Source organism: Nonomuraea sp. NPDC050202, assembly GCF_040656115.1.
Classification (GTDB): Bacteria; Actinomycetota; Actinomycetes; order Streptosporangiales; family Streptosporangiaceae; genus Nonomuraea.
In genome coordinates this window covers 1-23,047 of record NZ_JBFALF010000039.1, presented here as the reverse complement: position 1 = coordinate 23,047, position 23,047 = coordinate 1, and the positions used below count along the sequence as shown (strand labels likewise).

Annotated in this window: 24 protein-coding genes and 1 tRNA gene; 13 read left to right on the top strand and 12 right to left on the bottom strand. The window is 66.1% G+C overall.

Features of this window, described 5'->3' with window-relative positions:
* Positions 1-90: 90 nt before the first annotated feature.
* The gene (locus AB0I79_RS52190; RefSeq protein WP_357890988.1) at positions 91-1,272 is read left to right on the top strand and encodes an ATP-binding protein; all 1,182 of its coding nucleotides are present in this window, start codon (positions 91-93) and stop codon (positions 1,270-1,272) included.
* 64 nt (positions 1,273-1,336) lie between these two features.
* Positions 1,337-2,029, top strand: coding sequence for a response regulator transcription factor (locus AB0I79_RS52185; protein WP_185110404.1), 693 nt, complete (start codon positions 1,337-1,339; stop codon positions 2,027-2,029).
* 52 nt (positions 2,030-2,081) lie between these two features.
* Here the strand turns inward: AB0I79_RS52185 and AB0I79_RS52180 are convergent, their stop codons facing one another.
* Positions 2,082-2,735, bottom strand: a complete 654-nt coding sequence (locus AB0I79_RS52180; protein ID WP_357890985.1) for a copper chaperone PCu(A)C — start codon at positions 2,733-2,735, stop codon at positions 2,082-2,084.
* Positions 2,736-2,914: 179 nt separating this feature from the next.
* On the opposite strand from AB0I79_RS52180, the gene AB0I79_RS52175 reads away from it, so the two are divergent.
* The 4 genes from AB0I79_RS52175 to AB0I79_RS52160 all read left to right on the top strand — a co-directional run bounded on the left by AB0I79_RS52175 (position 2,915) and on the right by AB0I79_RS52160 (position 4,736).
* Entirely contained in the window at positions 2,915-3,397 is a 483-nt protein-coding gene (locus AB0I79_RS52175; protein WP_043624891.1) for a CarD family transcriptional regulator, read from the top strand.
* A 17-nt stretch (positions 3,398-3,414) separates the two neighbouring features.
* The gene (gene ispF, locus AB0I79_RS52170; protein WP_357890982.1) at positions 3,415-3,885 is read left to right on the top strand and encodes a 2-C-methyl-D-erythritol 2,4-cyclodiphosphate synthase; all 471 of its coding nucleotides are present in this window, start codon (positions 3,415-3,417) and stop codon (positions 3,883-3,885) included.
* Between the two features lie 184 nt (positions 3,886-4,069).
* Positions 4,070-4,369, top strand: coding sequence for a GlsB/YeaQ/YmgE family stress response membrane protein (locus AB0I79_RS52165; RefSeq protein ID WP_357890979.1), 300 nt, complete (start codon positions 4,070-4,072; stop codon positions 4,367-4,369).
* A 97-nt stretch (positions 4,370-4,466) separates the two neighbouring features.
* Positions 4,467-4,736, top strand: a complete 270-nt coding sequence (locus AB0I79_RS52160; protein WP_357890976.1) for a GlsB/YeaQ/YmgE family stress response membrane protein — start codon at positions 4,467-4,469, stop codon at positions 4,734-4,736.
* 68 nt (positions 4,737-4,804) lie between these two features.
* Here the strand turns inward: AB0I79_RS52160 and AB0I79_RS52155 are convergent, their stop codons facing one another.
* Positions 4,805-5,782 carry a DUF2637 domain-containing protein gene (locus tag AB0I79_RS52155; protein ID WP_357890973.1) on the bottom strand — a complete coding sequence of 326 codons (978 nt, stop codon included), beginning with the start codon at positions 5,780-5,782 and terminating at the stop codon, positions 4,805-4,807.
* Positions 5,783-5,839: 57 nt separating this feature from the next.
* Here AB0I79_RS52155 and AB0I79_RS52150 point away from each other — a divergent pair, with 57 nt between their 5' ends.
* The 3 genes from AB0I79_RS52150 (at position 5,840) to AB0I79_RS52140 (ending at position 8,172) form a co-directional block, all read left to right on the top strand.
* Positions 5,840-6,226: a PPOX class F420-dependent oxidoreductase gene (locus AB0I79_RS52150; RefSeq protein ID WP_357890970.1), complete on the top strand. Its 387-nt coding sequence runs from the start codon at positions 5,840-5,842 to the stop codon at positions 6,224-6,226.
* 43 nt (positions 6,227-6,269) lie between these two features.
* On the top strand, positions 6,270-7,661 hold the full coding sequence (gene cysS / locus AB0I79_RS52145) for a cysteine--tRNA ligase (RefSeq protein ID WP_357890967.1): 1,392 nt from the start codon (positions 6,270-6,272) through the stop codon (positions 7,659-7,661).
* A gap of 262 nt (positions 7,662-7,923) precedes the next feature.
* Positions 7,924-8,172 (top strand): hypothetical protein, encoded by a 249-nt coding sequence (locus AB0I79_RS52140; RefSeq protein ID WP_357890964.1) that lies wholly within the window; start codon positions 7,924-7,926, stop codon positions 8,170-8,172.
* A 167-nt stretch (positions 8,173-8,339) separates the two neighbouring features.
* Here AB0I79_RS52140 and AB0I79_RS52135 read toward each other — a convergent pair whose 3' ends face one another.
* On the bottom strand, positions 8,340-9,545 hold the full coding sequence (locus AB0I79_RS52135; RefSeq protein ID WP_357890961.1) for a hypothetical protein: 1,206 nt from the start codon (positions 9,543-9,545) through the stop codon (positions 8,340-8,342).
* Positions 9,542-10,042, bottom strand: a complete 501-nt coding sequence (locus AB0I79_RS52130; protein ID WP_357890958.1) for a SigE family RNA polymerase sigma factor — start codon at positions 10,040-10,042, stop codon at positions 9,542-9,544. Before AB0I79_RS52130 ends, AB0I79_RS52135 begins: the two co-directional genes overlap by 4 nt.
* Positions 10,043-10,149: 107 nt before the next feature.
* On the opposite strand from AB0I79_RS52130, the gene rlmB reads away from it, so the two are divergent.
* Both rlmB and AB0I79_RS52120 read left to right on the top strand, forming a co-directional pair.
* Positions 10,150-11,115, top strand: coding sequence for a 23S rRNA (guanosine(2251)-2'-O)-methyltransferase RlmB (gene rlmB / locus AB0I79_RS52125; RefSeq protein ID WP_357890955.1), 966 nt, complete (start codon positions 10,150-10,152; stop codon positions 11,113-11,115).
* A gap of 20 nt (positions 11,116-11,135) precedes the next feature.
* Positions 11,136-11,208, top strand: a tRNA-Thr gene (locus AB0I79_RS52120).
* Between the two features lie 100 nt (positions 11,209-11,308).
* Here AB0I79_RS52120 and AB0I79_RS52115 read toward each other — a convergent pair.
* From AB0I79_RS52115 to AB0I79_RS52095, 5 genes are all read right to left on the bottom strand, one after another.
* Positions 11,309-12,526: a tyrosine-type recombinase/integrase gene (locus AB0I79_RS52115; RefSeq protein WP_357890952.1), complete on the bottom strand. Its 1,218-nt coding sequence runs from the start codon at positions 12,524-12,526 to the stop codon at positions 11,309-11,311.
* Positions 12,523-13,344 (bottom strand): helix-turn-helix domain-containing protein, encoded by an 822-nt coding sequence (locus AB0I79_RS52110; RefSeq protein WP_357890949.1) that lies wholly within the window; start codon positions 13,342-13,344, stop codon positions 12,523-12,525. The genes AB0I79_RS52115 and AB0I79_RS52110 overlap by 4 nt, the downstream gene beginning before the upstream one ends.
* Positions 13,337-13,615: a hypothetical protein gene (locus tag AB0I79_RS52105; protein ID WP_357890946.1), complete on the bottom strand. Its 279-nt coding sequence runs from the start codon at positions 13,613-13,615 to the stop codon at positions 13,337-13,339. Before AB0I79_RS52105 ends, AB0I79_RS52110 begins: the two co-directional genes overlap by 8 nt.
* 331 nt (positions 13,616-13,946) lie before the next feature.
* Positions 13,947-15,143 carry a helix-turn-helix transcriptional regulator gene (locus tag AB0I79_RS52100; protein ID WP_357891195.1) on the bottom strand — a complete coding sequence of 399 codons (1,197 nt, stop codon included), beginning with the start codon at positions 15,141-15,143 and terminating at the stop codon, positions 13,947-13,949.
* 2 nt (positions 15,144-15,145) lie between these two features.
* Positions 15,146-15,442: an antibiotic biosynthesis monooxygenase gene (locus AB0I79_RS52095; RefSeq protein WP_357890944.1), complete on the bottom strand. Its 297-nt coding sequence runs from the start codon at positions 15,440-15,442 to the stop codon at positions 15,146-15,148.
* Between the two features lie 185 nt (positions 15,443-15,627).
* Between AB0I79_RS52095 and AB0I79_RS52090 the strand changes: the two genes are divergently transcribed.
* Positions 15,628-16,047 carry an ATP-binding protein gene (locus tag AB0I79_RS52090; RefSeq protein ID WP_357890941.1) on the top strand — a complete coding sequence of 140 codons (420 nt, stop codon included), beginning with the start codon at positions 15,628-15,630 and terminating at the stop codon, positions 16,045-16,047.
* A 319-nt stretch (positions 16,048-16,366) separates the two neighbouring features.
* Here AB0I79_RS52090 and AB0I79_RS52085 read toward each other — a convergent pair whose 3' ends face one another.
* The 3 genes from AB0I79_RS52085 to AB0I79_RS52075 all read right to left on the bottom strand — a co-directional run bounded on the left by AB0I79_RS52085 (position 16,367) and on the right by AB0I79_RS52075 (position 19,562).
* The gene (locus AB0I79_RS52085; RefSeq protein WP_357890938.1) at positions 16,367-17,146 is read right to left on the bottom strand and encodes a hypothetical protein; all 780 of its coding nucleotides are present in this window, start codon (positions 17,144-17,146) and stop codon (positions 16,367-16,369) included.
* A 645-nt stretch (positions 17,147-17,791) separates the two neighbouring features.
* Positions 17,792-18,298: a hypothetical protein gene (locus tag AB0I79_RS52080; RefSeq protein WP_357890935.1), complete on the bottom strand. Its 507-nt coding sequence runs from the start codon at positions 18,296-18,298 to the stop codon at positions 17,792-17,794.
* The gene (locus AB0I79_RS52075; protein ID WP_357890932.1) at positions 18,288-19,562 is read right to left on the bottom strand and encodes a hypothetical protein; all 1,275 of its coding nucleotides are present in this window, start codon (positions 19,560-19,562) and stop codon (positions 18,288-18,290) included. Before AB0I79_RS52075 ends, AB0I79_RS52080 begins: the two co-directional genes overlap by 11 nt.
* A gap of 862 nt (positions 19,563-20,424) precedes the next feature.
* Between AB0I79_RS52075 and AB0I79_RS52070 the strand changes: the two genes are divergently transcribed.
* Complete coding sequence (locus AB0I79_RS52070; RefSeq protein WP_357890929.1) at positions 20,425-21,204, top strand: hypothetical protein; 780 nt, start codon at positions 20,425-20,427, stop codon at positions 21,202-21,204.
* Positions 21,205-23,047: the final 1,843 nt, after the last annotated feature.

The window sequence follows — 23,047 nt, the reverse complement described above, 5'->3', positions numbered from 1 at the left end:
CCTACAGCAAGATGAACTTTCCAGGAAAGGGCCGTTCATCCCCTGATGAGGGGGTCTGTCCCTGCGGAAACGCCACCTACCATCGGAGGCATGAGTGAGATGGCCATGAGCTTCGCGGCCCTGGCCGGGTTCGTGGTGGGCGCGCTGGCGGTCCTGTTCTACCGCAATCAGATCGAGGCCCCGAGCCGTTCCGCCGCGGCGGACGGCGTGGAGACCGGTGCCGCGCTGCCGCAGGGCGTGGCGTCGGTGCTGGCCGTGCTGCCCTCGTCCGCCGTGGTCCTTGACGCCCACGACCGCGTCCTGCGCGCCAGCTCGGCCGCACGGGCGTTCGGGCTGGTCAAGGGCGATCGCCTGATGGCCGCGGAGCTGCTCGCCCTGGCGAGGCAGGTACGCCGCGACGGCGAGATCCGCGAGAGCGAGATCGACGTCGCCGGGCACAAGTTCGGCCAGGAGACCACCAACTTCGCCGTCCGCGTGGCACCGCTCGGCTCCTACGGCCAGGTGCTGGTGCTGGCGGAGGACCAGACCGAGCGGCGCCGGGTCGAGGCCGTGCGCCGCGACTTCGTCGCCAACGTCAGCCACGAGCTGAAGACCCCGGTGGGCGCCATGAGCCTGCTGGCCGAGACCATCCAGGACGCCGCCGACGACCCCGAGGCGGTCAGCCGTTTCGCCGGGCGCATGCAGCACGAGGCCGCCCGGCTCAACTACCTCATCCAGGACCTGATCACGCTCAGCCGGATCCAGGGCGCAGAGCCCATCCCGACGCCGGGTCAGGTCTCGATCGACGAAGCGATCCACGACGCCATCGACCACTGCAACACCAGGGCCTCCGCCAAGGACATCATGCTCGTCACCGGCGGCACCGAGGGCCTGCGCATCTGGGGCGACGACGAACTGCTCGTCACCGCCCTGCGCAACCTGATCGACAACGCCGTCGCCTACAGCCCTGAGCACACGAGGGTCGTCGTCAGCGTGCGGCCCGCGGGCGACTCCGTCGAGATCAGCGTCAGCGATCAGGGCATCGGCATCCCCGAGGAGGCGCTGGAGCGCATCTTCGAGCGTTTCTTCCGCGTGGACGCGGCCCGGTCGCGCGCCACCGGCGGCACCGGCCTCGGCCTCGCCATCGTCAAGCACGTCGCCGCCGCGCACGCCGGCGAGGTGTCCGTCTGGAGCAAGGAAGGGTCCGGCTCCACCTTCACCCTCCGCCTGCCCGCCTTCGGCGGCACGGCGGTGGCAGTACCACCCTCGATTCCCCTGGAGGCAGCCTCGTGACTGAGCGAAGCGAAGGAACCATCGGACACAGCACCCTGGTCATGAGGCCGACGGAGGAGGACTCATGACCCGAGTTCTGGTGGTGGAGGACGAGGAGTCCTTCTCCGACGCCCTGTCCTACATGCTGCGCAAGGAGGGCTTCGAGGTGTCCGTCGCGGCGACCGGGCCCGAGGCGCTGGAGACGTTTGACCGCAACGGCGCCGATCTGGTGCTGCTCGACCTGATGCTGCCCGGCCTGCCCGGCACGGAGGTGTGCCGCTCGCTGCGGCAGCGCTCCAAGGTGCCGGTCATCATGCTGACGGCCAAGGACAGCGAGATCGACAAGGTCGTGGGCCTGGAGCTGGGCGCCGACGACTACGTCACCAAGCCGTTCTCCTCACGCGAGCTGGTGGCCCGCATCCGCGCGGTGCTGCGCCGCCAGGGCGACGTGGTCGAGGAGCTGGAGACGGCCGTGCTGGCCGTCGGCCCGGTACGCATGGACGTCGACCGGCACGTCGTGGCCGTGCGGGGCGAGCAGGTGCAGCTTCCGCTGAAGGAGTTCGAGCTGCTGGAGGTGCTGCTGCGCAACGCGGGGCGGGTGCTGACCAGGGGCCAGCTCATCGACCGGGTCTGGGGCGCCGACTACGTGGGCGACACCAAGACGCTGGACGTGCACGTCAAGCGCCTGCGCGCGAAGATCGAGTCGGACCCCTCGAACCCGCGCTGCATCCTGACCGTGCGCGGCCTGGGCTACAAGTTCGACGCCGTCGAGGAGTAGGCGAATGTGGAAAAACCCCGGTACCACGTGGTACCGGGGTTTTCTCGTGCGATCAGTGACCCTCTTCCGCCGCGGTGGCGGACGGGGTCGGGGTGGGCGTGGGGGCCGCGGTGGCGCCGGGGGCCGGCGGGTAGTCCTTGAATTCGCGGCTGCGCGTCACCACAGGCACGTTCATGGACACGACCCCGGCGTTGGCGAACTGGAGGTCCAGCTTGATGGTCTCGCCGCCCCTGAGGCTCTTGGGGATCGCCTCGAGCATGATCTGCGGGGTGGGCTTGCCGGTGTTGACGAGCGTGTTGCTCGGGAGCTGGATCGGGGCCGTGACCTTCACCGTGCCCATGTTGCCGGCCGAGACCGCCTGGAGGGTGTCGGGGGCGCCCGCGGTGTTCAGGATGTTGAGGTAGACGGGGGCGGAGCCGCGCCAGGGGATCTGGGCCCCGGAGTCGGGCCCGAGGATGAACGCCTGCGGGATGTGAATGCCGCTCTTGCCGTACGCGTCCTTATCGATCAGCACTTGTGCTTCGGCGGGGGCGTAGGGCTGGTTGGTGGTGGCGTCGAATCCGGCCGCGCAGCCCGCGAGCGCGGGGGCTGCCAAGAACGCGGCGGCTACGGCAATCCAGCGACGGCTGGTCACGGGCGGGTACTCCTTGGTCTTGCGCAGGTGTCGCGCGTGCGTGATGTGCAGCGCCCACCATATCCACCCCAATGCAAGGTCATATCCACACCCCCGCAGGTCATTCGCTATGTCCGGAAATGCGATTCATAGAGTTGAGCGCTTGTCAAGCCCCAATATGCGGCCTTGACCTGCAGTTATGAGGATTTCACTGTTCCGGGAGGCTGTGGATGCGTGGTACCCTGGAGTACAGCGGAAGGGGTACTTGTCACATGACTTTCCAGGTCGGCGACACTGTCGTCTACCCCCACCATGGGGCTGCTCGGATCGAAGCAATCACGAAGCGATCCATCAAGGGTGAGGAAAAGACCTACCTGGTGCTCAAGGTCGACAAGGGCGACCTTACCGTCCAGGTGCCAGCTGAAAACGCAGAACTCGTCGGCGTGCGCGATGTTGTCGGTCAGGAAGGCCTTGAGCGGGTTTTCGATGTCCTTCGGATGCCGCACACCGAGGAGCCGACCAACTGGTCTCGTCGCTACAAGGCCAATCTCGAGAAGCTCGCCTCCGGCGATGTGAACAAGGTCGCCGAGGTGGTTCGGGACCTGTGGCGGAGGGACCGCGAGCGCGGCCTGTCCGCAGGCGAGAAGCGCATGCTCGCCAAGGCTCGCCAGATCCTGGTCAGCGAGTTGGCCCTGGCCGAGAAGACCAATGAGGACAAGGCTGAGGCCCTGCTCGACGAGGTTCTCAACTCCTGAACACGAATCTTCCACGGGTGGGCGTCGGTGTCGACGTCCACCCGTTCTCATCGAGTGACTCAGGCCGCGAGCTCAATCTCGCGGGCCTGCACTGGCCGGGTGAGACCGGCCTCGAAGGCCACTCCGACGGCGACGCCGCCGCCCACGCCGCCTGCGACGCGTTGTTGTCGGCGGCCGGGCTGGGCGATCTGGGCCGGCTGTTCGGCACCGCCGACCCGCGCTGGGCGGGCGCCTCGGGTGCCGCCCTGCTGGAGGAGACCGCCCGCCAGGTACGCGCCGCCGGCTTCGAGATCGGCAACGTGGCGGTCCAGGTGGTCGGCAACCGGCCCAAGCTGGCCCCACGCCGTGAGGAGGCCGAGAAGGCCCTCAGCGCGGCCGTGGGGGCCCCTGTGAGCGTCTCCGCCACCACTACCGACGGGCTGGGCCTGACCGGGCGTGGAGAGGGCGTCGCGGCCATCGCGACGGCGCTGGTCGTCAACCTTTCCTGAGCTGCCGGCGTCATACCTAGGGACGCGTGAGGGTGTCCTGGCGGGTGGTCGCCTGGCCCGCCTGATCGGGAGGCGGCGGTTCGTCACTGGCGCGGTACGGGCCGCCGCCTTCTCATGGGTAGTTTGCCTGCTCAGGGGGTATGTGTCTTCCCAAGACATGTGAACGTCTCGGGGGGAGCTACACATGATCGGCGCGATTGTATCCGCAGTAGTCATCGGCGCCATCGTCGGTGCGCTGGCCAGACTGCTGGTGCCCGGCAGGCAGAACATGTCCATCGGCCTGACCCTCATCGTCGGCATCGTGGCGGCTCTGGTCGGCACGCTGATCGCGCATGCGCTCGGATGGGCCGACACGAGAGGGATCGACTGGATCGAGCACATACTCCAGCTCGCTCTGGCCGTCATCGGTGTGCTGCTTGTGACCCGCATGGGCATGGGACGCGGTGGTGGCCGTCCTGGCCGTACCGGCCGAACCACGACCTGACCTGGCCCTATCTTTACGGCATGCATAATCGCCGTAGATCGGGTAGCGACCTCCCCGTGAGAGTGAACCGCTCACCCTCACGGGGAGGTTTCATGTCATGACCATCGAATCCATCCTTGGCGCCATCGTGATTGGCGCCGTGATTGGCGCAATCGGTCGTCTGCTGCTTCCCGGTAAGCAGGCCATCGGGTGGATCCTCACCATCGTCGTCGGCATCGTGGCGGCCCTCGTGGGCACGCTGCTCGCCCAGGTGCTGGGCGTGGAGACGACTCCCGGCATCGACTGGATCGAGCTGGTGATGCAGGTGGTGCTCGCGATCGTCGGTGTCGGCCTGGTCGCCGGACTCAGGCGCGGTCACCGCGTCTGACGCCGGCTCAAGGCGGGATACATCGGCCCGCCCGGGAGAGTTCCCGGGCGGGCCTGCCCATGTCCTGATCAGTCCTCGGGCGGGCGCGGGGTGGCGCGCAGGCGTCCCGACGGGGCGGGGGTGTCGTCGTGGACCACCGGGTGCGGGGCGGTGTCCTCCATCTCCTCCCGCCTCTCGCCCCCGTCGGCGGTCTCCGGGCCGTGCAGGGGGTCGGGGGTGTCGTCGTCCTCGAAGACGGGGTGCGGCTGGGTGTCGGCGTCCTCCTCGTCCTCCTCGTCCTCGTCGTCCTCCGGGCGGGGGTGGACCAGGACGTCGGTGGGCTTGACGCGGTCGCCCCAGCGGACGGGGCGCGTCGGCGGCTCGGGCTCAGGCTCGGGTTCCGGTACGCGCTCAGGCTCGGGCTCGGGCTCCGGTACGGGCTGGGCGGCGAGCTCCTTCTCCTGCATGGGCCACTCGGACACCCGGGCCGAGACCGGCGGGGTCTCGGGGGCGGCGGTGGGGCCGACCACCGGCGTGGGCTCCAGGACGGGCGCGGGCGCCTCGGCGGCCAGCGGAGGAGCGGTCTCGGGACGGTGGAACGGCACGATGTCCTGCTCCGCCGTACGGTCCTCGTGCTCGGCGCGTTCCGGGCCGCGTACGTGCTTGATCAGCAGTAACCACAGCCACAGCGCCAGCGCCAGCATGACCCACGGCGCCAGGGCCACGCCCACGGCCGTCTCCCGCACGCCGAACTGGAAGCGCACCGCCGTGGCCACGTTCACCGCCGAGGCCGCCACGATCAGCAGCACCAGCACGAACGCCGCCTGCACGCGTACCAGCATCCTGGCGGGGCGCAGCAGCAGCACGGCGATCAGGGCGATCAGCAGGAGCGCGTCGAAGGCCGCCGGGTAGAGGAAGGCGAGGTCGGGCCTGGCCTCGCCGGTGATGGCGAGCGCGCGCAGGTCGTCGAAGGACAGCGCGCACGCGGCCCCGGTGAGGGCGGCGACCGCGAGCCCGGCCAGGGCGATGCCCAGGCGGCGGAGCGTAGAGGGGGGAGTCACGTCCATGGCGGTCTCGAGCCTACAGAACAATGATGGTCGAGACCGATCAAGGGAGAGCCGCGCATGACAGTGCTGCCGGAAGATGTCCGGAAACTCCTGGACGCGCCGAATCACGCCACGGTGACAAGCCTCAACCCCGACGGAGGGCCGCAATCGTCGGTCGTGTGGGTGCGCACCGACGGCGACGACATCCTCTTCTCGACCGTGAAGGGGCGCAGGAAGCCGCGCAACTTCGAGCGCGACCCGCGGGCCAGCCTGCTGGTCATCGACCCCGACAACCCGTACCGGTACGTGGAGGTGCGCGGGCGGGTGACCATGACGCCCGACCCCGAGGGGGTGCTCATCGAGGAGCTGGCGCAGAAGTACCAGGGCACGTCCTGGGAGGACAAACCGGGCACCGAGCGGCTCATCGTACGGCTCTCTCCCGACAGGGTCATCTTGCGGGGTTGATTTATCGGCGTGCTGACCGCCCTGAGGCGTTAGCCTTGCCTTCGTGAGCCTGCACATCTACGACACCAGCACGCGCGCCATCCGTGAATTCGTTCCGGTCGAAGCCGGCCGGGCGTCGATTTACCTGTGTGGGGCCACCGTGCAGGCTCCGCCGCACATCGGGCACATCCGCTCGGGTGTGAACTTCGACGTGCTCAGACGCTGGCTGATGCGCTCCGGGTACGACGTGACGTTCTGCCGCAACGTCACCGACATCGACGACAAGATCATCAGGGTGTCGGCCGCGGAGAGCGTGCCCTGGTTCGTCGTGGCCGAGCGCAACCAGCGGGCCTTCACCTGGGCGTACGACACGCTGGGCTGCCTGCCGCCGACCGTCGAGCCGCGCGCCACGGGGCACGTGCCCGAGATGATCACGCTGATGGAGCGGCTGATCGAGCGCGGCCACGCGTACGCGTCGGGCGGTGACGTCTACTTCGACGTGCAGTCGTACGCCGACCGCTACGGCTCTCTCTCCAACCAGAAGCTGGAGAACATGCGGGCCGCGGCCGACACCGACGACGAGTCCTGCAAGCGCGACCCGCGCGACTTCGCCCTGTGGAAGGGCGAGAAGCCGGGCGAGCCGACGTGGCCGACGCCGTGGGGCCCGGGGCGGCCCGGCTGGCACCTGGAGTGCTCGGCGATGGCGACGAAGTACCTGGGGCCGACGTTCGACATCCACGGCGGCGGGATCGACCTGATCTTCCCGCACCACGAGAACGAGATCGCCCAGTCGCAGGCAGCCGGCGACGGCTTCGCCCGGAACTGGATGCACAACGGCATGCTCAAGATCGGTGCCGAGAAGATGAGCAAGTCGCTCGGGAACTCGCTGCTGATCCCCGAGATGGTGCAGAAGGTCCGGCCCGTGGAGCTGCGCTACTACCTGGCGGGCCCGCACTACCGCTCCTCGATCGAGTACTCCGAGGAGGCACTGCTGGAGGCCGCCGCCGCGTACCAGCGGATCGAGGGCTTCGTGACGCGGGCCGCCGAGGTCATCCACGACGTCGACGCCGACGCGCCGCTGCCGCAGGCGTTCGCCGACGCGCTCGACGACGACCTGGGCACGCCGCAGGCGCTGGCCGTCGTGCACGAGGTGGTGCGCGAGGGCAACGTGGCGCTGTCGCGCGGCGACAAGGAGGCCGTGGCGCGGCTGCTGGCCGAGACCCAGAACATGCTCGACGTGCTGGGCCTCGACCCCCGTTCGCCGCAGTGGCGCGGCACCGGCTCCGACCTGACGCCCGTCGTGGACGCGCTGGTGGCGGTGGCGCTGGAGCAGCGCAAGGCGGCCAGGGAGCGCAAGGACTACGCGGCCGCCGACGCCATCAGGAACCAGCTCGCCGCCGCCGGCATCACCGTGGAGGACACGCCGCACGGGGCTCGCTGGGAGCTGAGCCGCTAGAGCCTCTCATCGGAAGTGGATCACCTGGGTGGTCCACTTCCGAGCTGATCCTTGCGCGGGTCGGGGAGATCCGCACATACCTCGGACATACCAACGGTCACTACCGTGACGTTCCGGATCAACGAGCCCCGACCTGGGAGCGAAACGGTAGTGAGATTTCTGCAGAAGACGGCCATCGTCGCAGCCGCCGGCCTGGCCCTGTCCGTTCTCGGCTCGGCTCCGGCCACCGCGGCATCCAACTGGAACTCCAACCCTCCGAACCTTGCAACTGCGTAAGGGCAAGTGGAACGGCAAATGGTGGGTGTGGGCGCGGATCACCAATCCGACCAGCACCGCGAACAAGAGCTACTTGCTCACCTTCGTCGTCGGGGGTTCCACCACGGGTGTTGACATCAACGGCACGAGCTACACCAAGGCCTTCCGCCTGATCTCAGGCAAGACCTACAAGTCATGTCTCAAGAGAGACGTCATCGGCGGTGGCTACGACAAGTGCACGAGCTTCACGGGATGACCTCCGGCCGCGCGCAGTGAAGCCGGCCTTCGTCGCGTGCTGATACCGCCGGACGGCGGGTCTCCCACGCGGGGGCGGGCCGCGTCCCGACGGACTTCCAGAACGAGCTTCCCTCGGGACGCATGCCTTGAGCACAGGCAGCCCTCACCCGACTGCTGAAACAGGCCTCAGGACGACGCGATCCGGGCGAGGTCGATGATCACGAGCTTGTCCTTGAGCTCGTACCAGACCAGCCGGTCGTTGGTGATGCCCGGCTGGACGCTCACCATCTGCCCCTTGGCGTCCGGGCGCAGGCCCAGGTCGCCGGATTTACCGGTCACCAGGTCGACCAGGGCCTCGCCCTGGGCGGGCCGGGGCAGGCGGACCGTCATGAAGCGGTCCTGCGACAGGCCGTGCAGCGCGCTCTCCCGCAGCTCGCGTTCCTGCGAGCCGTCGCGCAGGCGGAAGAAGGGCTTGCCGGCGGCGTTCACCCCGACGCAGGTGGTGACGCCGCACCTGACGTAGCGGTCGCCGGGGCGGACCAGGGCCTTGCTCAGCTCGCCCGTCTCGACGTTGTAGAGCTCCTCGAAGCTGGGCTCCTCGTCCGGCGTGTACTCGCCCGGCGTGCCCACCCACGGCCAGCTCAGGATGTGATGGCGGCCGGCGTTCTCGACGGGGGTCACGGCGCCGCCGTCGAGGGGGACGGTGAAGACGCCGCCTCCCCTGAAGGCGGAGAAGGCCAGCCTGTCGCCGGTCACCGTCAGCTTGTCCGCGCCCTGCCTGATCGGGGTGTCGGTCGGGACGGCGGCGGGCTCGCCACCCGCGACCGGCACGGACCAGAGCCTGGTACGCGTGTCCTCGATCGTCTGCCAGAAGATCCGGCCGGCGCCCGCCGTGAAGGCCGAGGCGAACACGCCCTTCGGCGTCCGGATGTCGGTGATCTTGCGGGTCAGGTCCGTGTCGAGCTCGTACGCGTACAGGGCGTCGGCCTTCTCGTGGCTCGCCCACGTCTGCATCAGCAGCGTGCGGTCGTCGAGGAAGATGACCGGGCGGAGCTTGCGGCCCTCCGGGAGCTTCGCCGGAATCTTCCGGACGGCGTCCGGCCACACCTGCTCGACCGGGCCGGGCATGGTGTCCCGCTCGGCTGAGGGGGCCGGTGCGGGCTCCACCGCGACCTGTGGGGCCTCCTGGAGCCCCCGTACCGACAGGGCGACCCCGCCCGCCACCACGACCACCGCGGACGCCGCGAGCGCCGTCACGGAGGCCAGCGTGCGGGTCCGGCGGCGCCGGGAGCGGCCCATCACCTGGGTGGGCAGGTCGCTCGGGGCCTGCGGGGCGCTCTCCGCGGCGCGGCCGATGACCCTGGTGAGGTCGTTCTCCAGATCCTTGCTCATGAGGCGTTCCCCTTGGCGGGTGAGTGGTGGGCGATCGCGGCGCGCAGCCGGGCCAGGCCGAGCGAGGCGTGGCTGCGTACGGTCCCCTGGGAGATGCCGAGGACGCCGGCGATCTCCGCGTCGGGGAGCTGCTCGTAGAAACGGAGGACGAGCACGGCGCGCTGCTTGCGCGGCAACCCTTCGAGCGCCTGCCACAGCTCCTGGTCGCCGTCGGAGGGCAGCACGTCGTGCAGAGGCGTCTCGGGCGGCGCCCACGCGAGCTGCTCCCGCCGGCGGCGACGCCAGACGCTGATGTGCAGCCTGGCCATGATGACCTTGGTGTAGCGCTCCGGGTCCTCCTTGCCGCGCACCCTCGGCCATGCCCGGTGCAGCCTGACCAGCGCCTCCTGCGTCAGATCGGCCGCGTCATGCGGGTTGCCGCTGAGCGCGTAGCCGTAGCGCAGTAACGCGTTGGCCCGCTCGGCGACGAACTCCGTGAAGCGGGAGTCGTCTTCCACTTGTCATCGCCTTTCCGTGGTTCGTCACCACACAGACGGACTTGGTGGAACATTTGTTGAATCCATGGTGGCTTGGGCTCACCGACCGCCCGAGTACCCTTGTTGACATGGCAGCAGGCGGTAGGGCTTCGGGCAGGCCCGCGAAGAAAAAGGGCCCGGCCAAAGGCACCGGAGGGCAGAACCGCCGGTCGCTCGAGGGCAGGGGCGCGACCCCACCCGCCGAGATGCGCCACTGGTACAAGGACAAGGCACGCACCGAGCGCATCGCCCGCGAGGAGCGCGGCGGCACCCGCCGCGCCGCCCCCGCCAGGCAGCAGCGCCGCTCGGAAGACGCCCCCGACTACGTCGGCGGCCGCAACCCGGTGCTGGAGGCCCTGCAGGCAGGGGTGCCGGCCAGCGCCCTCTACGTCGCCCAGCGCATCGACAACGACGACCGCGTACGCGACTCCATCAAGATCGCGGCCGAGCGCGGCATCGCCCTCCTCGAGGTCACCCGCGACAAGCTCGACCGCCTGACGGAGGGCGGCGTCCACCAGGGCATCGCGCTCCAGATCCCGGCATACGACTACGCCCACCCGTCGGAGCTGGTGGAGCTGGCCCACGACGCCGGCGAGCCCCCGCTGATCGTGGCCCTCGACTCGGTCACCGACCCCCGCAACCTGGGCGCCATCGCCCGCTCCGCCACCGCCTTCGGCGCCCACGGCCTGCTCATCCCGTCCCGCCGCTCGGCCGGCGTCACGGGCGGCGCCTGGAAGACCTCGGCGGGCACCCTCGCCAGCCTCCGCGTCGCCCGCGCCGCCAACCTGACGGCGGCCCTGCGCGAATACCGCGAGTCCGGCCTCTTCGTCATCGGCCTCGACGGCGCCGGCGAAACCGACATCGGCGACGTCGAGCTGCTGGCCGAGCCGCTGGTGGTCGTCGTCGGCTCGGAGGGCAAGGGGCTGTCGCGGCTGGTGCGGGAGCACTGTGACGTGGTGGCGCGGATCCCGATGCAGGCGGCTGCGGAGTCGCTCAACGCGGGGGTGGCGGCTGGGGTGGCGCTGTATGAAGTCGCTCGTCACAGGCGTCTCTAGCGTCTACACTGGTAGGCCGTGCCGACGTAGCTCAATCGGCAGAGCATCTGTCTTGTAAACAGAAGGTCAGGGGTTCGATTCCCCTCGTCGGCTCTGCAGCAGGAAGCCCCTGAACAGGCGATTCGCCGTCAGGGGCTTCTTGGTTTGTCAGGACAATGTTGAGATCTTGCTAACGGGCTTGCTAACACGGCCGCTACCCGCCGACGGCCTTGGCGAAGACGTCGGCAGCGGTGGCCGCCTGTTCGTGAATGACGTGGGCGTAGACCCGGAGCGTGATCGCCGGGTCGGCGTGGCCCAGTCGGGCCGCCACGACGTGAACGGGGACGCCGGCCAGGAGCAGGGTCGTCGCGTGGATGTGGCGGAGGTCGTGGAGGCGGGCGTGGGGGAGTTGGGCTCGCGGGTTCTGCTTGTTGTGGGTCTCGATGAGCTTGGGCATCAGGGAACTGGGCGTGTCGGGGAAGAGCGGGTCTCCCCAGCCGGTCGTGAAGACGTACGCGCCTCCGCCTTTCCAGGACTCGCCGAGCCTTAGGCGTTCCTCGTCCTGGCGGGCGCGGTGGGCTTTGAGGACTATGACCGTGCTTGGGGCGAGGGACACGACGCGGGAGCGTCCGCTCTTGGTGGTGCCCTCGACTCGTTGGCGGTCGATCACTGCGGCTGTGCCGGTGATGAGGATCTGGGGCTTGTCCAGGTCCACGTCCGTCCAGCGGAGGTTGAGCAGCTCGCCTCGACGGGCGCCTGTGTAGGCAGCCAGGTGGAAGAAGGCGTACAGGCGATGCTCCTGAGCTGTGGCGAGGAAGGCCCGGAGCTGGGCGGTTGTCCAGATCGTGCCTGGCTCGGTTGGCTGGGTGCGCGGGAGCTTGGCCCGTTCGGCGGGGTTGTTGGGAAGCAGCTCGTCCACGAGTACGGCGTCCGTGAGGGCCTTGCGGAGCACCGTGTGGACGTGCTTGACGGTGTTGGCCGCGAGCGGGCCGCCTTTTCTGCCCCCGCTTGTCAGCAGGTCACGGTAGAACTTCGTGATCGCCGCCGGGCGTAGCGCTTGCAGGCGGACGTTCCCGATTCGAGGTCCGATGTAGAGGCGGATCATGTCGCGGTAGCCCTTGAGGGTGTGCGGCTTGATCTCGACGGCGTGGCCCTCGATCCACTCGGCGAGGTACGCGGCGACCGTGATCGTGTTCCGATCGATGTACTCGCCGCGCCGAGCTCTCACCCTGGCCTCGTCGCGGGCCGCCTTGGCGTCGTCCTCGGTGGCGAAGCCGCTCACCCAGCGAGGCTTGCTCTCGCCGGTCTCCGGGTCCTTGACGCGGATGACGTAGGACCAGGTGGTGCCACGCTTGATCACGCCGTCGCGGAGCTTCGGGGTCTTCTTCTTACGCGGCTCATCGCCTGCTGCTGCCGTGAGGGTCTTGGTCATGCTGCGTTCTCCTTCGAGGTCATGCGGGCGATGTAGTCGTTGAGCGCGGTGACGGGAATGCGGCGAGAGCCGTCGATGCGGAGAGAGGCCACCGCGCCGGTGGCGAGCAGTTGGTAGAGCTTGCTGCGTGAGATGGCCAGGGCTTCGGCGGCTTCGGGAACGGTGAGCAGAAGTCGGGTCATAGATGGCCTCCCGAAGTGGTGCCGGTCATGGCTCTGGCTAGAAGCGCGTCGCCGGCCGAATGGCCCTGTCCGGCGTACTGAGTCAATGACCCAGGGTGTGCCGGTCTCCAGCCGTCCCACGGTGACCTTGAGCAGCTCGGTGGAAGGCGGCAGTTCATCGACCTTGACCAGTGGGTCACGGACGGTGGCGGCCAGGCGTACCCGGCCAGGCTTGTCGGAGGAGACGCGCACGGCATGCACGCCCCAGGAGTGCGCGAGGCGTTCGGCTACCTCGGCGTAGTCGGCCGGGATCTGCCCTTCGAGCGTGTGCAGGGTGACCCGCCAGCCGTGCCGGGTCGGTAGTGGCAGCCACATGAACGGCTTGGTGTCCACAGCGATGCGCTGCCACTTGCGCCGGACGCGGACGACGCCGGTCGAGGCGACCAGACCGGGGACGGTGGTGAACCAGAAGCGCTGCCGCTTCTTGGTGAGGTTGCAGCCGAGAGCGACCTTCCGCCAGGTCGCCCGGATGGTGATGGCCGTGATCGGGAAGCCGACAACGAGCCAGAAGGAGCGGTAGTGCCAGCGGCGCCAGGCCCAGAGCCCGGCCGCGATGGCGGCCAAGGCTCCGAGCATCCAGAGGAACTGGTCAGACACCGGCGGCCTCCTGCTGCGGGAGCAGCGCGGTCGCGCGGTAGGAGATGCCCCAGCGTCCGGCGATCTCCCAGACGTAGCCGAGTAGTCCGACCGCGTTGACGGCGTCGCCGGCCTTGATGGGCGGTTCACCGGTGATGCCGATCTTGACGAGTTCGATCCGGCCGAACTCGTCCTCGACGGAGACGGTGACCTCGTAAACGGTGTTGCCGTGCTTGTCGGTCTTTATCTCGCCGGTGTCGCGGTTGAGCACGCGCGGGTGCGGTGCCTTCACACAGGTGATGCTGAGCTGCTCTCGTCAGCCTGTTGATCAGGCGTTTCAGGACGAGGGAGGCCGTGCCGTCAGCTCGGAGGCGATAGCATCGAAGCGCCAACTAGGGTGCTTATCGCATCCGGCCTGGGCGGGTCTCCCGCTCAGGCCACTTTCATGTGTGGCCTTCTCTCCGCCTTCCGTGAGCGGACTTCCTTGATCCACCCCTGAAACGCGAAGAGCGTTCGTGCTGGGCTGCCACCATCCGACTACGGAGAGTTCCAGCTACAACACGAACGCTACCTGATACTGAGAGTAATCGCTAGTACTTAGAGTACGAGTGGGCGTACTTTTTCTACGCGCCCACCCGCTCCGTCAGCTCCCGCAGCTCAGACGACGCCGGATCCTGCATCGACACCAGGTCAGAGACGAGTTGCCGCACCACCCGGTGATTACGGATCTGCTCCGGAGTGATGCTCTCGGCCTCCAGCAACTGCGCCACTGCCTCGTCCACCTGCCTACGCTGCGCATGTGCCCGCGCGAGATCCACCGCCAGCCGCGCCCGGCGTTCAGCCGACAGTGTCGAGGCGTCCACCGCTGCCCCGACCCGCAGCGCGTGTCCGGCGTCACCGACCTCCACCGCCACGGCCACCTCATGCAGCGCCACGTTGGCCGGCCCGAACTCGGTGTTGTAGTCGTTGCGGCCCTCACCGACCCGCGCTGCCATGTCCCGGGCTCGCGACAGGTGCTCGTAGGCGACATCGGCCTGATTGAGCCGCGAGGCCGCCACCGCCCGCTGCAACGTCAGACCGCCCCACAGCGACATCGCTTCCACGTTGCCCTGATCGGTGAGGAACCACAGCGCCTCAGCGGCGGTCCGCGCAGTCTCCTCCACCTGATCGAAATGACGCGCCCCCAGGAACACAAACCCCAGCCGGAACGCCCCGGCCGCCATCATCAACGGGTTACCGGCACGCTCGGCCGCGCTGATGGCCCGATCCGCCGCAATCCACGCCGCCTCCGGCTCCCCCAGCTTCGCCAGCGACGCCGAACACGCCTGATAAGTGACCGCCAGCAGCTCGAACAACTCGGCCTGCCGTTCAGCGGGCGCCGACCGCACCGCGTTCTCCAGCGTCGGGACGAGCCCACGCAGCAGCTCCGTCAGCTCGACGTAGCGGCTCTGATGCGTCAGCTCCCAGGCGTGGTCCACCCGCGGCTTGAGCTGGTCGGTCGGCGGCACCGGCGTGGCGTGCAACATGGCCTGCAACGAGTGCGCCCCGGACAGCACCAGCCGCAGCCCGGCCGTCCCCGGCATCTCCTCGGTGGTGGCCGCGACCACCGGTGCCTCTGCGGCCAGCTCTGAGAGTGGTACGTCCAGCGTCTCGGCGACCTTCTCCAGCACGGACATGCGATCGACCTTGCGCACGCCCCGCTCCACCTGCGAGATCCACGCGACCGACCGGTCCACCAGCCGCGCCAGCTCCGCTTGCGACAGGCCACGGCGCTTGCGCTCCTGAGCGATACGCCGTCCGAGCGCCCGCTGGTACTCCATGCTCACGACGTCGTGCCCTTCCCGCTCAGCAGATCCAGCCAGTCGACCTCCACCGAGGCCAGCAGCTCTTCGCGGGCCGCCAGGAAGCGCCTGGTGTGCTCGGTCTGCTCGTGGGCGTCGAAGGCGTCGCGGTCCCGGTACAGCTCGTAGAAGATCCGCTGGAGCGGCTGACCGTCCACCCGGTGTGAGGCGTACACGATCGTTCCCGGCTCGTGCCGGCGGATCGCCTCGATTGTCTCACTGACGAGGGTGTCGAACGCCGCCGCGCTCTCCTCGTCCTTGCAGATGAATCGCACCATTAGTCCGAACATGCGCGCCTCCTGGGCTGCCGTGACGGGCTGGGATCGGGGTGTCTTTACTCGACCAGTACTTATTGTGCGGCGCAAGTACATCAAGTCGCTTGTACTTGAAGTATAGCACTAGTACTTTTAGTATCGATAGCGGATCGCAGGGTGTTGACCTGCATGAACGCAAGGAAACGGCGATGTCCTCGACGCTGAACAGCCGCAAAGAAATCCACCGGTGGTGTCGCAACTTCCCCGGCACCAAGGCCCAGATCAGCGAAGCGCGCCGATTCGTCACCAGCTACCTCGGCGATCGCCCTGAGACCTACACCGCCGAACTCGTCGTCTCCGAACTCGCCACCAACGCCATCCGTCACACCCGCAGCGGCCAGGCCGCCGGCCAATTCGGCGTCACCCTCCACGCAGGTACCACCCTGCTGATCCTCGCCGTCCACGACGGCGGCGGCCCCTCCAACCCGCACCTACGCCACGCGGAGAACACGGACCAGAGCGGCAGAGGGCTGCACCTGGTGGAAAGCCTGACAGCGAGGTGGGGCGTCCACGGAGATCAAGGGGGACGCACAGTATGGGCGCTCATCCCGCTCGGCCAGACCACATGAGCGACTGCCTGTCTCCCCACCTCCCTGACCCAGATCCGAACCACACGCGGCTGACCTGGTTCAAGGTCCGCAAAGAGCCATGACGGCGAACGCTCGCCTGGACCTGTCACTGCGAAGACATCGTCTACGGACTGTGCACAACGGGCGGCCAGACAGTCATCTGGCGAACGGACGCGGTCTCAGGGAACGACTTCGAGACCTACCGCATGAGTACGCGAGAGGGACGCACCGTCTGGCAAGCCCTACTTGAAGGACGGACGCGGTAGCCGACTCATCCTCATGAACTGCGTCAGCGCTCCGTTCCGTTGGCGTGCGCCAGTCAGAGCGGGGGTGTCGGATCGAGTAGCTCACCCCGAAGAGACTTAGCCTCGTCGTGAAGGTGTCGCACCTGGTTAGAAATCAGCCGTCGGGCGTCCCAGATCAATTCCGCCAGATCCTTCGCCGCTGGGTGTGCCGGCGGCGGCTGGTCGGGAAGCTCGATGCCGGTCACGGCGGACAGGTCGCTGCTGGCGATGCCCAGTACGGTCGCAAACCTGGCAAGTAAGTCAGGCGTCAACTCCTTCACACCACGACCGATCATCCCAATGGTGGAGCCTGCAAGCCCCAGACCGGTGAGGCACAACAAGCACTTCGCCGAGTTCACCCAGCCCAGGTTTCGATAGGCCAGCATCCGCAGCAGTGCCGCACCGAAGCTGGGCTCGTACTGCTGGTACGGCTTCGGCGGTGGCATTGGGCGGAGACGGGGCTGTTCGGGGAGCAATCTGGCACGCAGCCGCAACTCGCCAATGAGTTCCGCCGGAAGGCATCTGGCCTGGTTGATCAGAGACGCAACCCACCATCCGGCGTCGGCGTCCAAGGGCGTGAGTTCGTCGGGTGCAGGCATCGCCGCAAGCGCGAAAACGTCCACCTCATGCCAGCCAAGCGTCGGTGCAAGCCGTAGGAGCAGCTCTCGACCAGGCTCTGCGCCGTCATACACCTCCTGCAGCTTGGCCTCAGGGACCTCGGATAAATGGGCCAGGTCACCGAGGCTCAGGCCTCGGTGGCTGGCCAATCTCGCCAGCAACACGCCGAATCTTGGGTATCCCACCATCTCGACCACCTTGGGTCAGCGCATCACCAAACCGCGTCCACATGTGATCATGCCATCAGTGCGTAGCTGGTTAGAGGTGGAACAACTGAGTACCGCGGACGAGCCCTGGCGAGAGCATCAAGATCAAATAGACGTTATGCGTTCGTGGATGAGAACTTTCTCTACGGTTTCAAGCCGCCGCCCGATGGGCGGCGGGCGGCCGGGCGGTCCGGGCGGGCGTGCGGCCTCTCCGGGCCGGTCCCGCCCGGCCACCCCGCCGCACCAACGAACGCAGGCAAAACCATGCGCAGAACGTTCACCAGGACCATGGGAGACGCCGGCCTCTGGACTGAGCCGATGAGGTCAAAGAATGCCTCCGGCGGGAGCACTCCGGCACCGAGGTGATCGCCACACGGCCCTGAACGTAGATGGGTGGCTGAGGGCTGACCACCTCGCACACCATCGACTCAGGCAAGCCCAGCAGACCGACTCCTCCGCATCAAGCTCGGCTCTGCAGGTAGGACAACGCATGATCGAGGAACGGCGACCGGCGAACGTACACGCGAAGCCGAGCTTGACACTCCGTCCCCGGCCTGCTGCCGCTACGCGGTGAGTCGACGGCGTACGAGGTGATCAGCAGATGGTGCGTGTACCCGTCGGGTGTTACAGCTCCGCCTAGAAGCGCAACTCGTGATACGCAGCCCTGGTTCTCTTCAACGCCATGAATACGGTCAACATCAAGTGAAGCAGACTGCCAGCGATGACCGCTGACATCAGAACGCCGATCGGCTGATCCTTTCCCGTTGTGGCTGCAGCTATGATCAGGAGTGCCGTAGTCACTATGCCTACCAGCACGGCATACCCTACGTTCGCTTGTAGTTGATCGACTAACTGCGCCGTTCTGCCGACGGTCGATTGTCTGGGATCGTCTTTTATCCTTAGGCCTAGGCTGAAGACGTGTAGTAGAAGCCCGAATAAAAGTGCTGTGAATACGGCAATTCCCGCAAGTATGCTAGCGGGATCTCTCATCTCGAATCCTGCAAGATAGCAGGCGATCCCGAAGCTCATCGGAACGGCATAGAATACGAGGTAGTCCCTGTTGCGCTTCTCGTTGGTGCGCTGATCTCTAAACGTGGCGAGATGATCCTCGATAAGTGGAATTACTGACCATTTAGCGCCCATCTCTCACCGCCTTCAAGCGTACTGATGTCGCTGCAGCATCCCAAGCGCCAGTCATCCAATCTGATGGTAACTCAAGGAGGAGGTCTCGCGCTAGCTGCTCTATCTTGTCATTCATCTCCTTGTAAACATAGTCATCGGATGGGCGTTCGTCACCAGTGCTTCTGATGGGGTAGACGAGAGTGGGGAAGTTGTCGTCACCTAACACGATTGATCTCTGCTGCTCACCGTCGGTGAGCTTGAGGCGAACTTCGTCGGCATCGACACCATCTCGAAGGCCCAATATTTGTGTCTCCACCTTCACGGTTTGATTGAGAAGGCGGTCCATCAAACTTTTGCCCAGAGCCCCTGTGCGAACGGGCTTTATGGTGTACTCGAGGTCCCCGATATTTGAAACGCTAAGGCCGTCGGCGAGGTCGTGTCCAACGTCATAGCGCACCACCTTGATCTGTGTTAGTCGGGCACGCTCCAAGAACTGCTGCCATGAGCGTTCGTCCGTAAGGCTTTCTTTTCGCAGCATGAGATTACCCTGGTCCGCGAATCTACGTCGAAACGCTTTGAGGAGCTGCGTCAAGAACATGGTTGCTGCACCTCGGTTCCCGCAGCGCTCGGCGAAGAACAGGGCGGTGTCCTTATTAGTCGGTACCACAACCATATGCCGTACTGGGATCACAGGCGATTCGTCTTCACCATACTGATGGGTTTTTTCGTTGGTTCGTACATTCTTGATGTTGCCCTGTAGGCCGAATTTGCCGTACTCAGCTGTGAAGGTTATGCATCTACCATTAGCTGACACGTCTTCGATGGAGAGATAGTGCTCGTATAGATTGTTACGAAGCGGCTCTGCTTGCACATCGCGAAGGAATCCGTGAATGAGATGGATCAGATCTGTCCCGCGCCCGTCGATATCTGAGACGTTAAGAAGCCGCTCGGGCTGGTTTGATGGCGAGATCTTGAGGGTGTATGCAGCAAACGCGTACTTCGCCATAACGACTCCCATGTTGCCATCGATGACCAGCGCTAGGGTGCACGCAATGATGACATAGGAGGCAGAATCAGGCAATTTATCGATAGTGCTTTCGATATCGCGTAGGACCGTGCGCGGATGGCGGATCCGAGGTGCATGAGTTGCCGATGTCGCAAATCTCGGCAGTGAGCATCTGCTGAGGCATGTGTGACCCAGATATTGTCGTCCAACTGTCGCATCTTGTTCGGGCAACCGGTCGGTTCGGATTAAGGTCATGCCGATATTCCGCATATCGTTCACCCTAAATAAGTATTTGAGCTCGCCGCCCCGACTTGCCTTATGTCCATAGTCAGGAAGCTAGAACATGGCACCGACACAATCGGAGAGGGTGGCTCCTGCGGCGACGCTGCGTATGCACGGCGCGGTGACGATCGATCAGAGTGAGGGCTTGGGCGCGGTCAAGGAACGCTCACGAGCTCAACCTTGATGAGTTCGTGCTCTCAAGATCACCGAACACGAGTCCCTTGAGGATCCCGACCGACGGGGAGCAAGGGTCGTTGTGGGTGAGGGACTAACTAGGTGACGATCGAGACGTACGTTCGCGGACCATGCTGGGCTGCTGGCGCAGGTCACGTGATGTGACTTCTTGGAGCAGCAACGCGGTCAAGTGGCTTCGCATCGAAGTGGTCAAAGATCGCGATGATCCCCCACTTCGGGTCGCACTGTCCGCGGCTCGGGCAATCGACGTCGAGGCTGCCCCTCATCGGGTTCCGGCATCGGGTAACGAGGCCGGGGTGACTGCAGCGTCACCAGGCTGAGCCACATTCGCGCCACCTCCCACACGCACGCCTGTGACCAGGCCAAACCCGTACACCACCCCCGTGGACGCACCAGCCTCAATTCGTCGAGTGGGATGATGATCCGCCCGAGAAACGGACAGCCGCATTCTCCTATTTGGGTTTCACGGTCGATCGATTGGAATCCGTATTCTGCCGGTCGGCGGAGTGGTCGCCGAGGTATTTTGTGCCACATGTGTCGCTTTGGTCGGATATTCAGAGTGGCGCTATGGAAGTCGTTTCCGTATCGATCCCGATGACGCAATGTGTTGATCTTCCACATGGCTTAGCCTGCCTTGTCCCTACTAGATGCGCAGGTGGATGCCATGAGCGAACAGGCCGCACAGGCGATCGTCGGTAACGAGCAGACTGAGGCCTCCAGGGAAGTCGTAAGCCCTCCGACAAGGAAGCCGGCGGGGACGCGGGCGGTTCCGAAGTGGGAGGCAGATGCGCGGGACCGCGTTCGAGCAGCGATACGGCGCTATTCCAAGCCGCTAACCGATCTCATAGCGCGTGATGCTAATGAAGGGGACACGCGTCTGCTCATCACCGACTTCCTATGCGCAGGACTCGGCTACGACAAGTATGACGACCTCACTACGGAGTACCAGGTCAAGGGTGAGTTCGCTGACTACGGCATCCGCATCGACAAGCAACTCGTCGCCTTCATCGAAGTGAAGCGTTGCAGCCAGAAGCTCAACGCCAAGCATCTGCGGCAGGTGCAGATGTACGCCGTGAACGAGGGTGTTGAGTGGATGATCCTTTCCAACGGCCAAGTGTGGCAGGCATATCACATGACTGCCGGCCTCCCCGTGGTCATCGACCTTGCCCTTGAAGTGGACCTGCTCAGTGAAGCCGGCTTGAGCGCCAAAACGGACGCGCTCTTCTACCTGACCAAGGAAGCGTTCAAACGTCGCCTCATCGATGACCTGTGGAGGGCCCGCGCCGCCACGTCGCCGAAGTCTCTGGCCCAGGTACTCCTATCCGACGTGGTGACCGACGCCGTGCGCAAGGAGCTGCGGCGTCAGACGAACCATAATGCTGATGTCGGCGAGATCCATCGCATCCTGCGCAGTGAGGTACTTCGGCCAGAGACCTTGCTGTGAGGCGTGCTCTGACAGCGGGGCGTCGAGGCCAGTGATCTTGCTAACGCGGATGCTAACAACCGCTCTGGACAACCCTGGATGTTTCTGGAGTGGGAACGCTCCAGAAGGGCTCCCGAGCAGGTGTCCGTGACGGCGGTGGACACCAGTGGACAGTCTCGAAGTCCCTTGTAAACAGAAGGTCAGGGGTTCGATTCCCCTCGTCGGCTCTGCAACCGAAAGGCCCCTGAACAGGCGTTACGCCGTCAGGGGCCTTTCGGTTTCTGGCCCTCAACCGGTGTCTGCGGCGTCTTCGGGAGCCACCTTGGGGGCCACCGGGGGCTGTTTCCCCAGGAGAGTGGTGGAGATGGCCTGCGTCGCCGCGCGTCGGTCGCCTTCCAGGAGGTGACCGTAGATGTCCTTGTGCGGACACGCGAAATCGCTCGTGAGCGTTGACTGTGACGCGTCGATTCCGCGTGATCATGTGTCCGGAATCGCCTAGTACGTCCATGATCGCGACCAATGCGGGGGTGAGACGTGCGCCCAGCGACCGCCCGCCAAGCCGCAACACGCCTCGAACGCGAGGCCGTCACCATCCGCCAGTGGGCGCGCCGCTACTCCGCACGCGTCCTCGGCCGCGCCGGCCGCGAGGTTGTCTACGACTACGACGACGTCGCCACAATCGAGGGCTGCATCTGGCGTGGCGACCCCGTCCCTCCGACCGCCGAAGCGCGTGATGAGCTTTCGCGCGCAGCTCTGCTCTGCCGCGTGACGGTTCTCTGGTCCAAGACGGGAGCGAACGGCGCAAGCACCGCCTGGCGGCTGATGCAGGGCGATGATCTCGTTGCCCGCCGCGTCACCCGAGTGTTGGTCACACCGGTCAGTGCACGCGTACAACGCGAAGGAGATCCCGGCCGTCCTGACGGGACGGGGGGACCTCCCTTTGCCAGGCTTAGAGGCTCTGGCCTGGATTGGCCGGCAGGTAGAAGTTCCAGCTACCACCGCCGTCGTGCGCTCCGCCAGCGGGACAGACCCCGTTCGTAGGCGCCCCATTCCACCAGAGGCCGAAGCATTTACGGCAGTGCCGCCAGTTGTCTTGCTTGGTCGTGTCAGCCATCGCGTCTCCCTTAGGGTCAGCGACGTGATGCGAGAATGCTCACGTCCACACAGCTAGCGTCAGCCTCGGCGAGAGATTCTTCATGAGTAGCCCCCTACTCAAATGGCTGAGCAGCGCCTCGTCAGAGGCACCCGCTCCCTTGCGGGAGAGGGAGAAACTGGACGTTCTTCAGAAGATCGTATTTCTGTTCCCATGCCTCGACGTCATCGCGGCTGCGCCGCGCCGCCTGAGTAGGAAGGGCCCTTCGTGAAACTTCCGAGGAACAAGCGCATCGTCGGCGCCGAGCGCGCCTACAACTTGCAACGGTGGTTCCGAGCGGTACGTCGGCGGCGAGTCCGTCCTCCTCACCGTACAGCCTTGGTTGAGGAACTCGATCAAACGTCAGGACGCTGTAAGCAGGATGACCCGCGGCATCAATTCTTACGTTGCAGTCCTATGGCGGGAGCCGAGCCCGGCGACGCCACGCACGCCGCCGAGCGTCTTCTCAGCCCCTCGTCTTTTGATGGGTCAGCCAGGCGCGACCCGCCTCAGCCGCTCGGGCGCGAGCGTCGCGAACCTCCCTCAGATCCAGTTCTCCTAGAGATCGGCAAATGCGTCAGTGAGTGCCTGGACTCCGGCGCCGTGTTCACGGAAGCGCAGCGTGACCTCCTCGGCGGGTTGCGTCCACGGGAGTGGTGTACGAGTTTGACCTGGTCAAGAGGCGTGGCGTCGTGAAATGGCGACGGCCATCGCGTGATCCTTCAAAGGCGC

Excerpts from the sequence above, each read along its gene's own strand:
- AB0I79_RS52095 (WP_357890944.1), bottom strand. The coding sequence starts at position 15,442 with ATGGTGCGATTCATCTGCAAGGACGAGGAGAGCGCGGCGGCGTTCGAC.
- AB0I79_RS52135 (WP_357890961.1), bottom strand. The coding sequence starts at position 9,545 with ATGAGCAAGGATCTGGAGAACGACCTCACCAGGGTCATCGGCCGCGCC.
- AB0I79_RS52100 (WP_357891195.1), bottom strand. The coding sequence starts at position 15,143 with ATGGAGTACCAGCGGGCGCTCGGACGGCGTATCGCTCAGGAGCGCAAG.
- AB0I79_RS52070 (WP_357890929.1), top strand. The coding sequence starts at position 20,425 with ATGAGCGAACAGGCCGCACAGGCGATCGTCGGTAACGAGCAGACTGAG.
- AB0I79_RS52185 (WP_185110404.1), top strand. The coding sequence starts at position 1,337 with ATGACCCGAGTTCTGGTGGTGGAGGACGAGGAGTCCTTCTCCGACGCC.
- AB0I79_RS52150 (WP_357890970.1), top strand. The coding sequence starts at position 5,840 with ATGACAGTGCTGCCGGAAGATGTCCGGAAACTCCTGGACGCGCCGAAT.
- AB0I79_RS52155 (WP_357890973.1), bottom strand. The coding sequence starts at position 5,782 with ATGGACGTGACTCCCCCCTCTACGCTCCGCCGCCTGGGCATCGCCCTG.
- AB0I79_RS52090 (WP_357890941.1), top strand. The coding sequence starts at position 15,628 with ATGTCCTCGACGCTGAACAGCCGCAAAGAAATCCACCGGTGGTGTCGC.
- AB0I79_RS52190 (WP_357890988.1), top strand. The coding sequence starts at position 91 with ATGAGTGAGATGGCCATGAGCTTCGCGGCCCTGGCCGGGTTCGTGGTG.
- AB0I79_RS52175 (WP_043624891.1), top strand. The coding sequence starts at position 2,915 with ATGACTTTCCAGGTCGGCGACACTGTCGTCTACCCCCACCATGGGGCT.
- AB0I79_RS52165 (WP_357890979.1), top strand. The coding sequence starts at position 4,070 with ATGATCGGCGCGATTGTATCCGCAGTAGTCATCGGCGCCATCGTCGGT.
- AB0I79_RS52115 (WP_357890952.1), bottom strand. The coding sequence starts at position 12,526 with ATGACCAAGACCCTCACGGCAGCAGCAGGCGATGAGCCGCGTAAGAAG.
- rlmB (WP_357890955.1), top strand. The coding sequence starts at position 10,150 with ATGGCAGCAGGCGGTAGGGCTTCGGGCAGGCCCGCGAAGAAAAAGGGC.
- AB0I79_RS52080 (WP_357890935.1), bottom strand. The coding sequence starts at position 18,298 with ATGGGCGCTAAATGGTCAGTAATTCCACTTATCGAGGATCATCTCGCC.
- AB0I79_RS52160 (WP_357890976.1), top strand. The coding sequence starts at position 4,467 with ATGACCATCGAATCCATCCTTGGCGCCATCGTGATTGGCGCCGTGATT.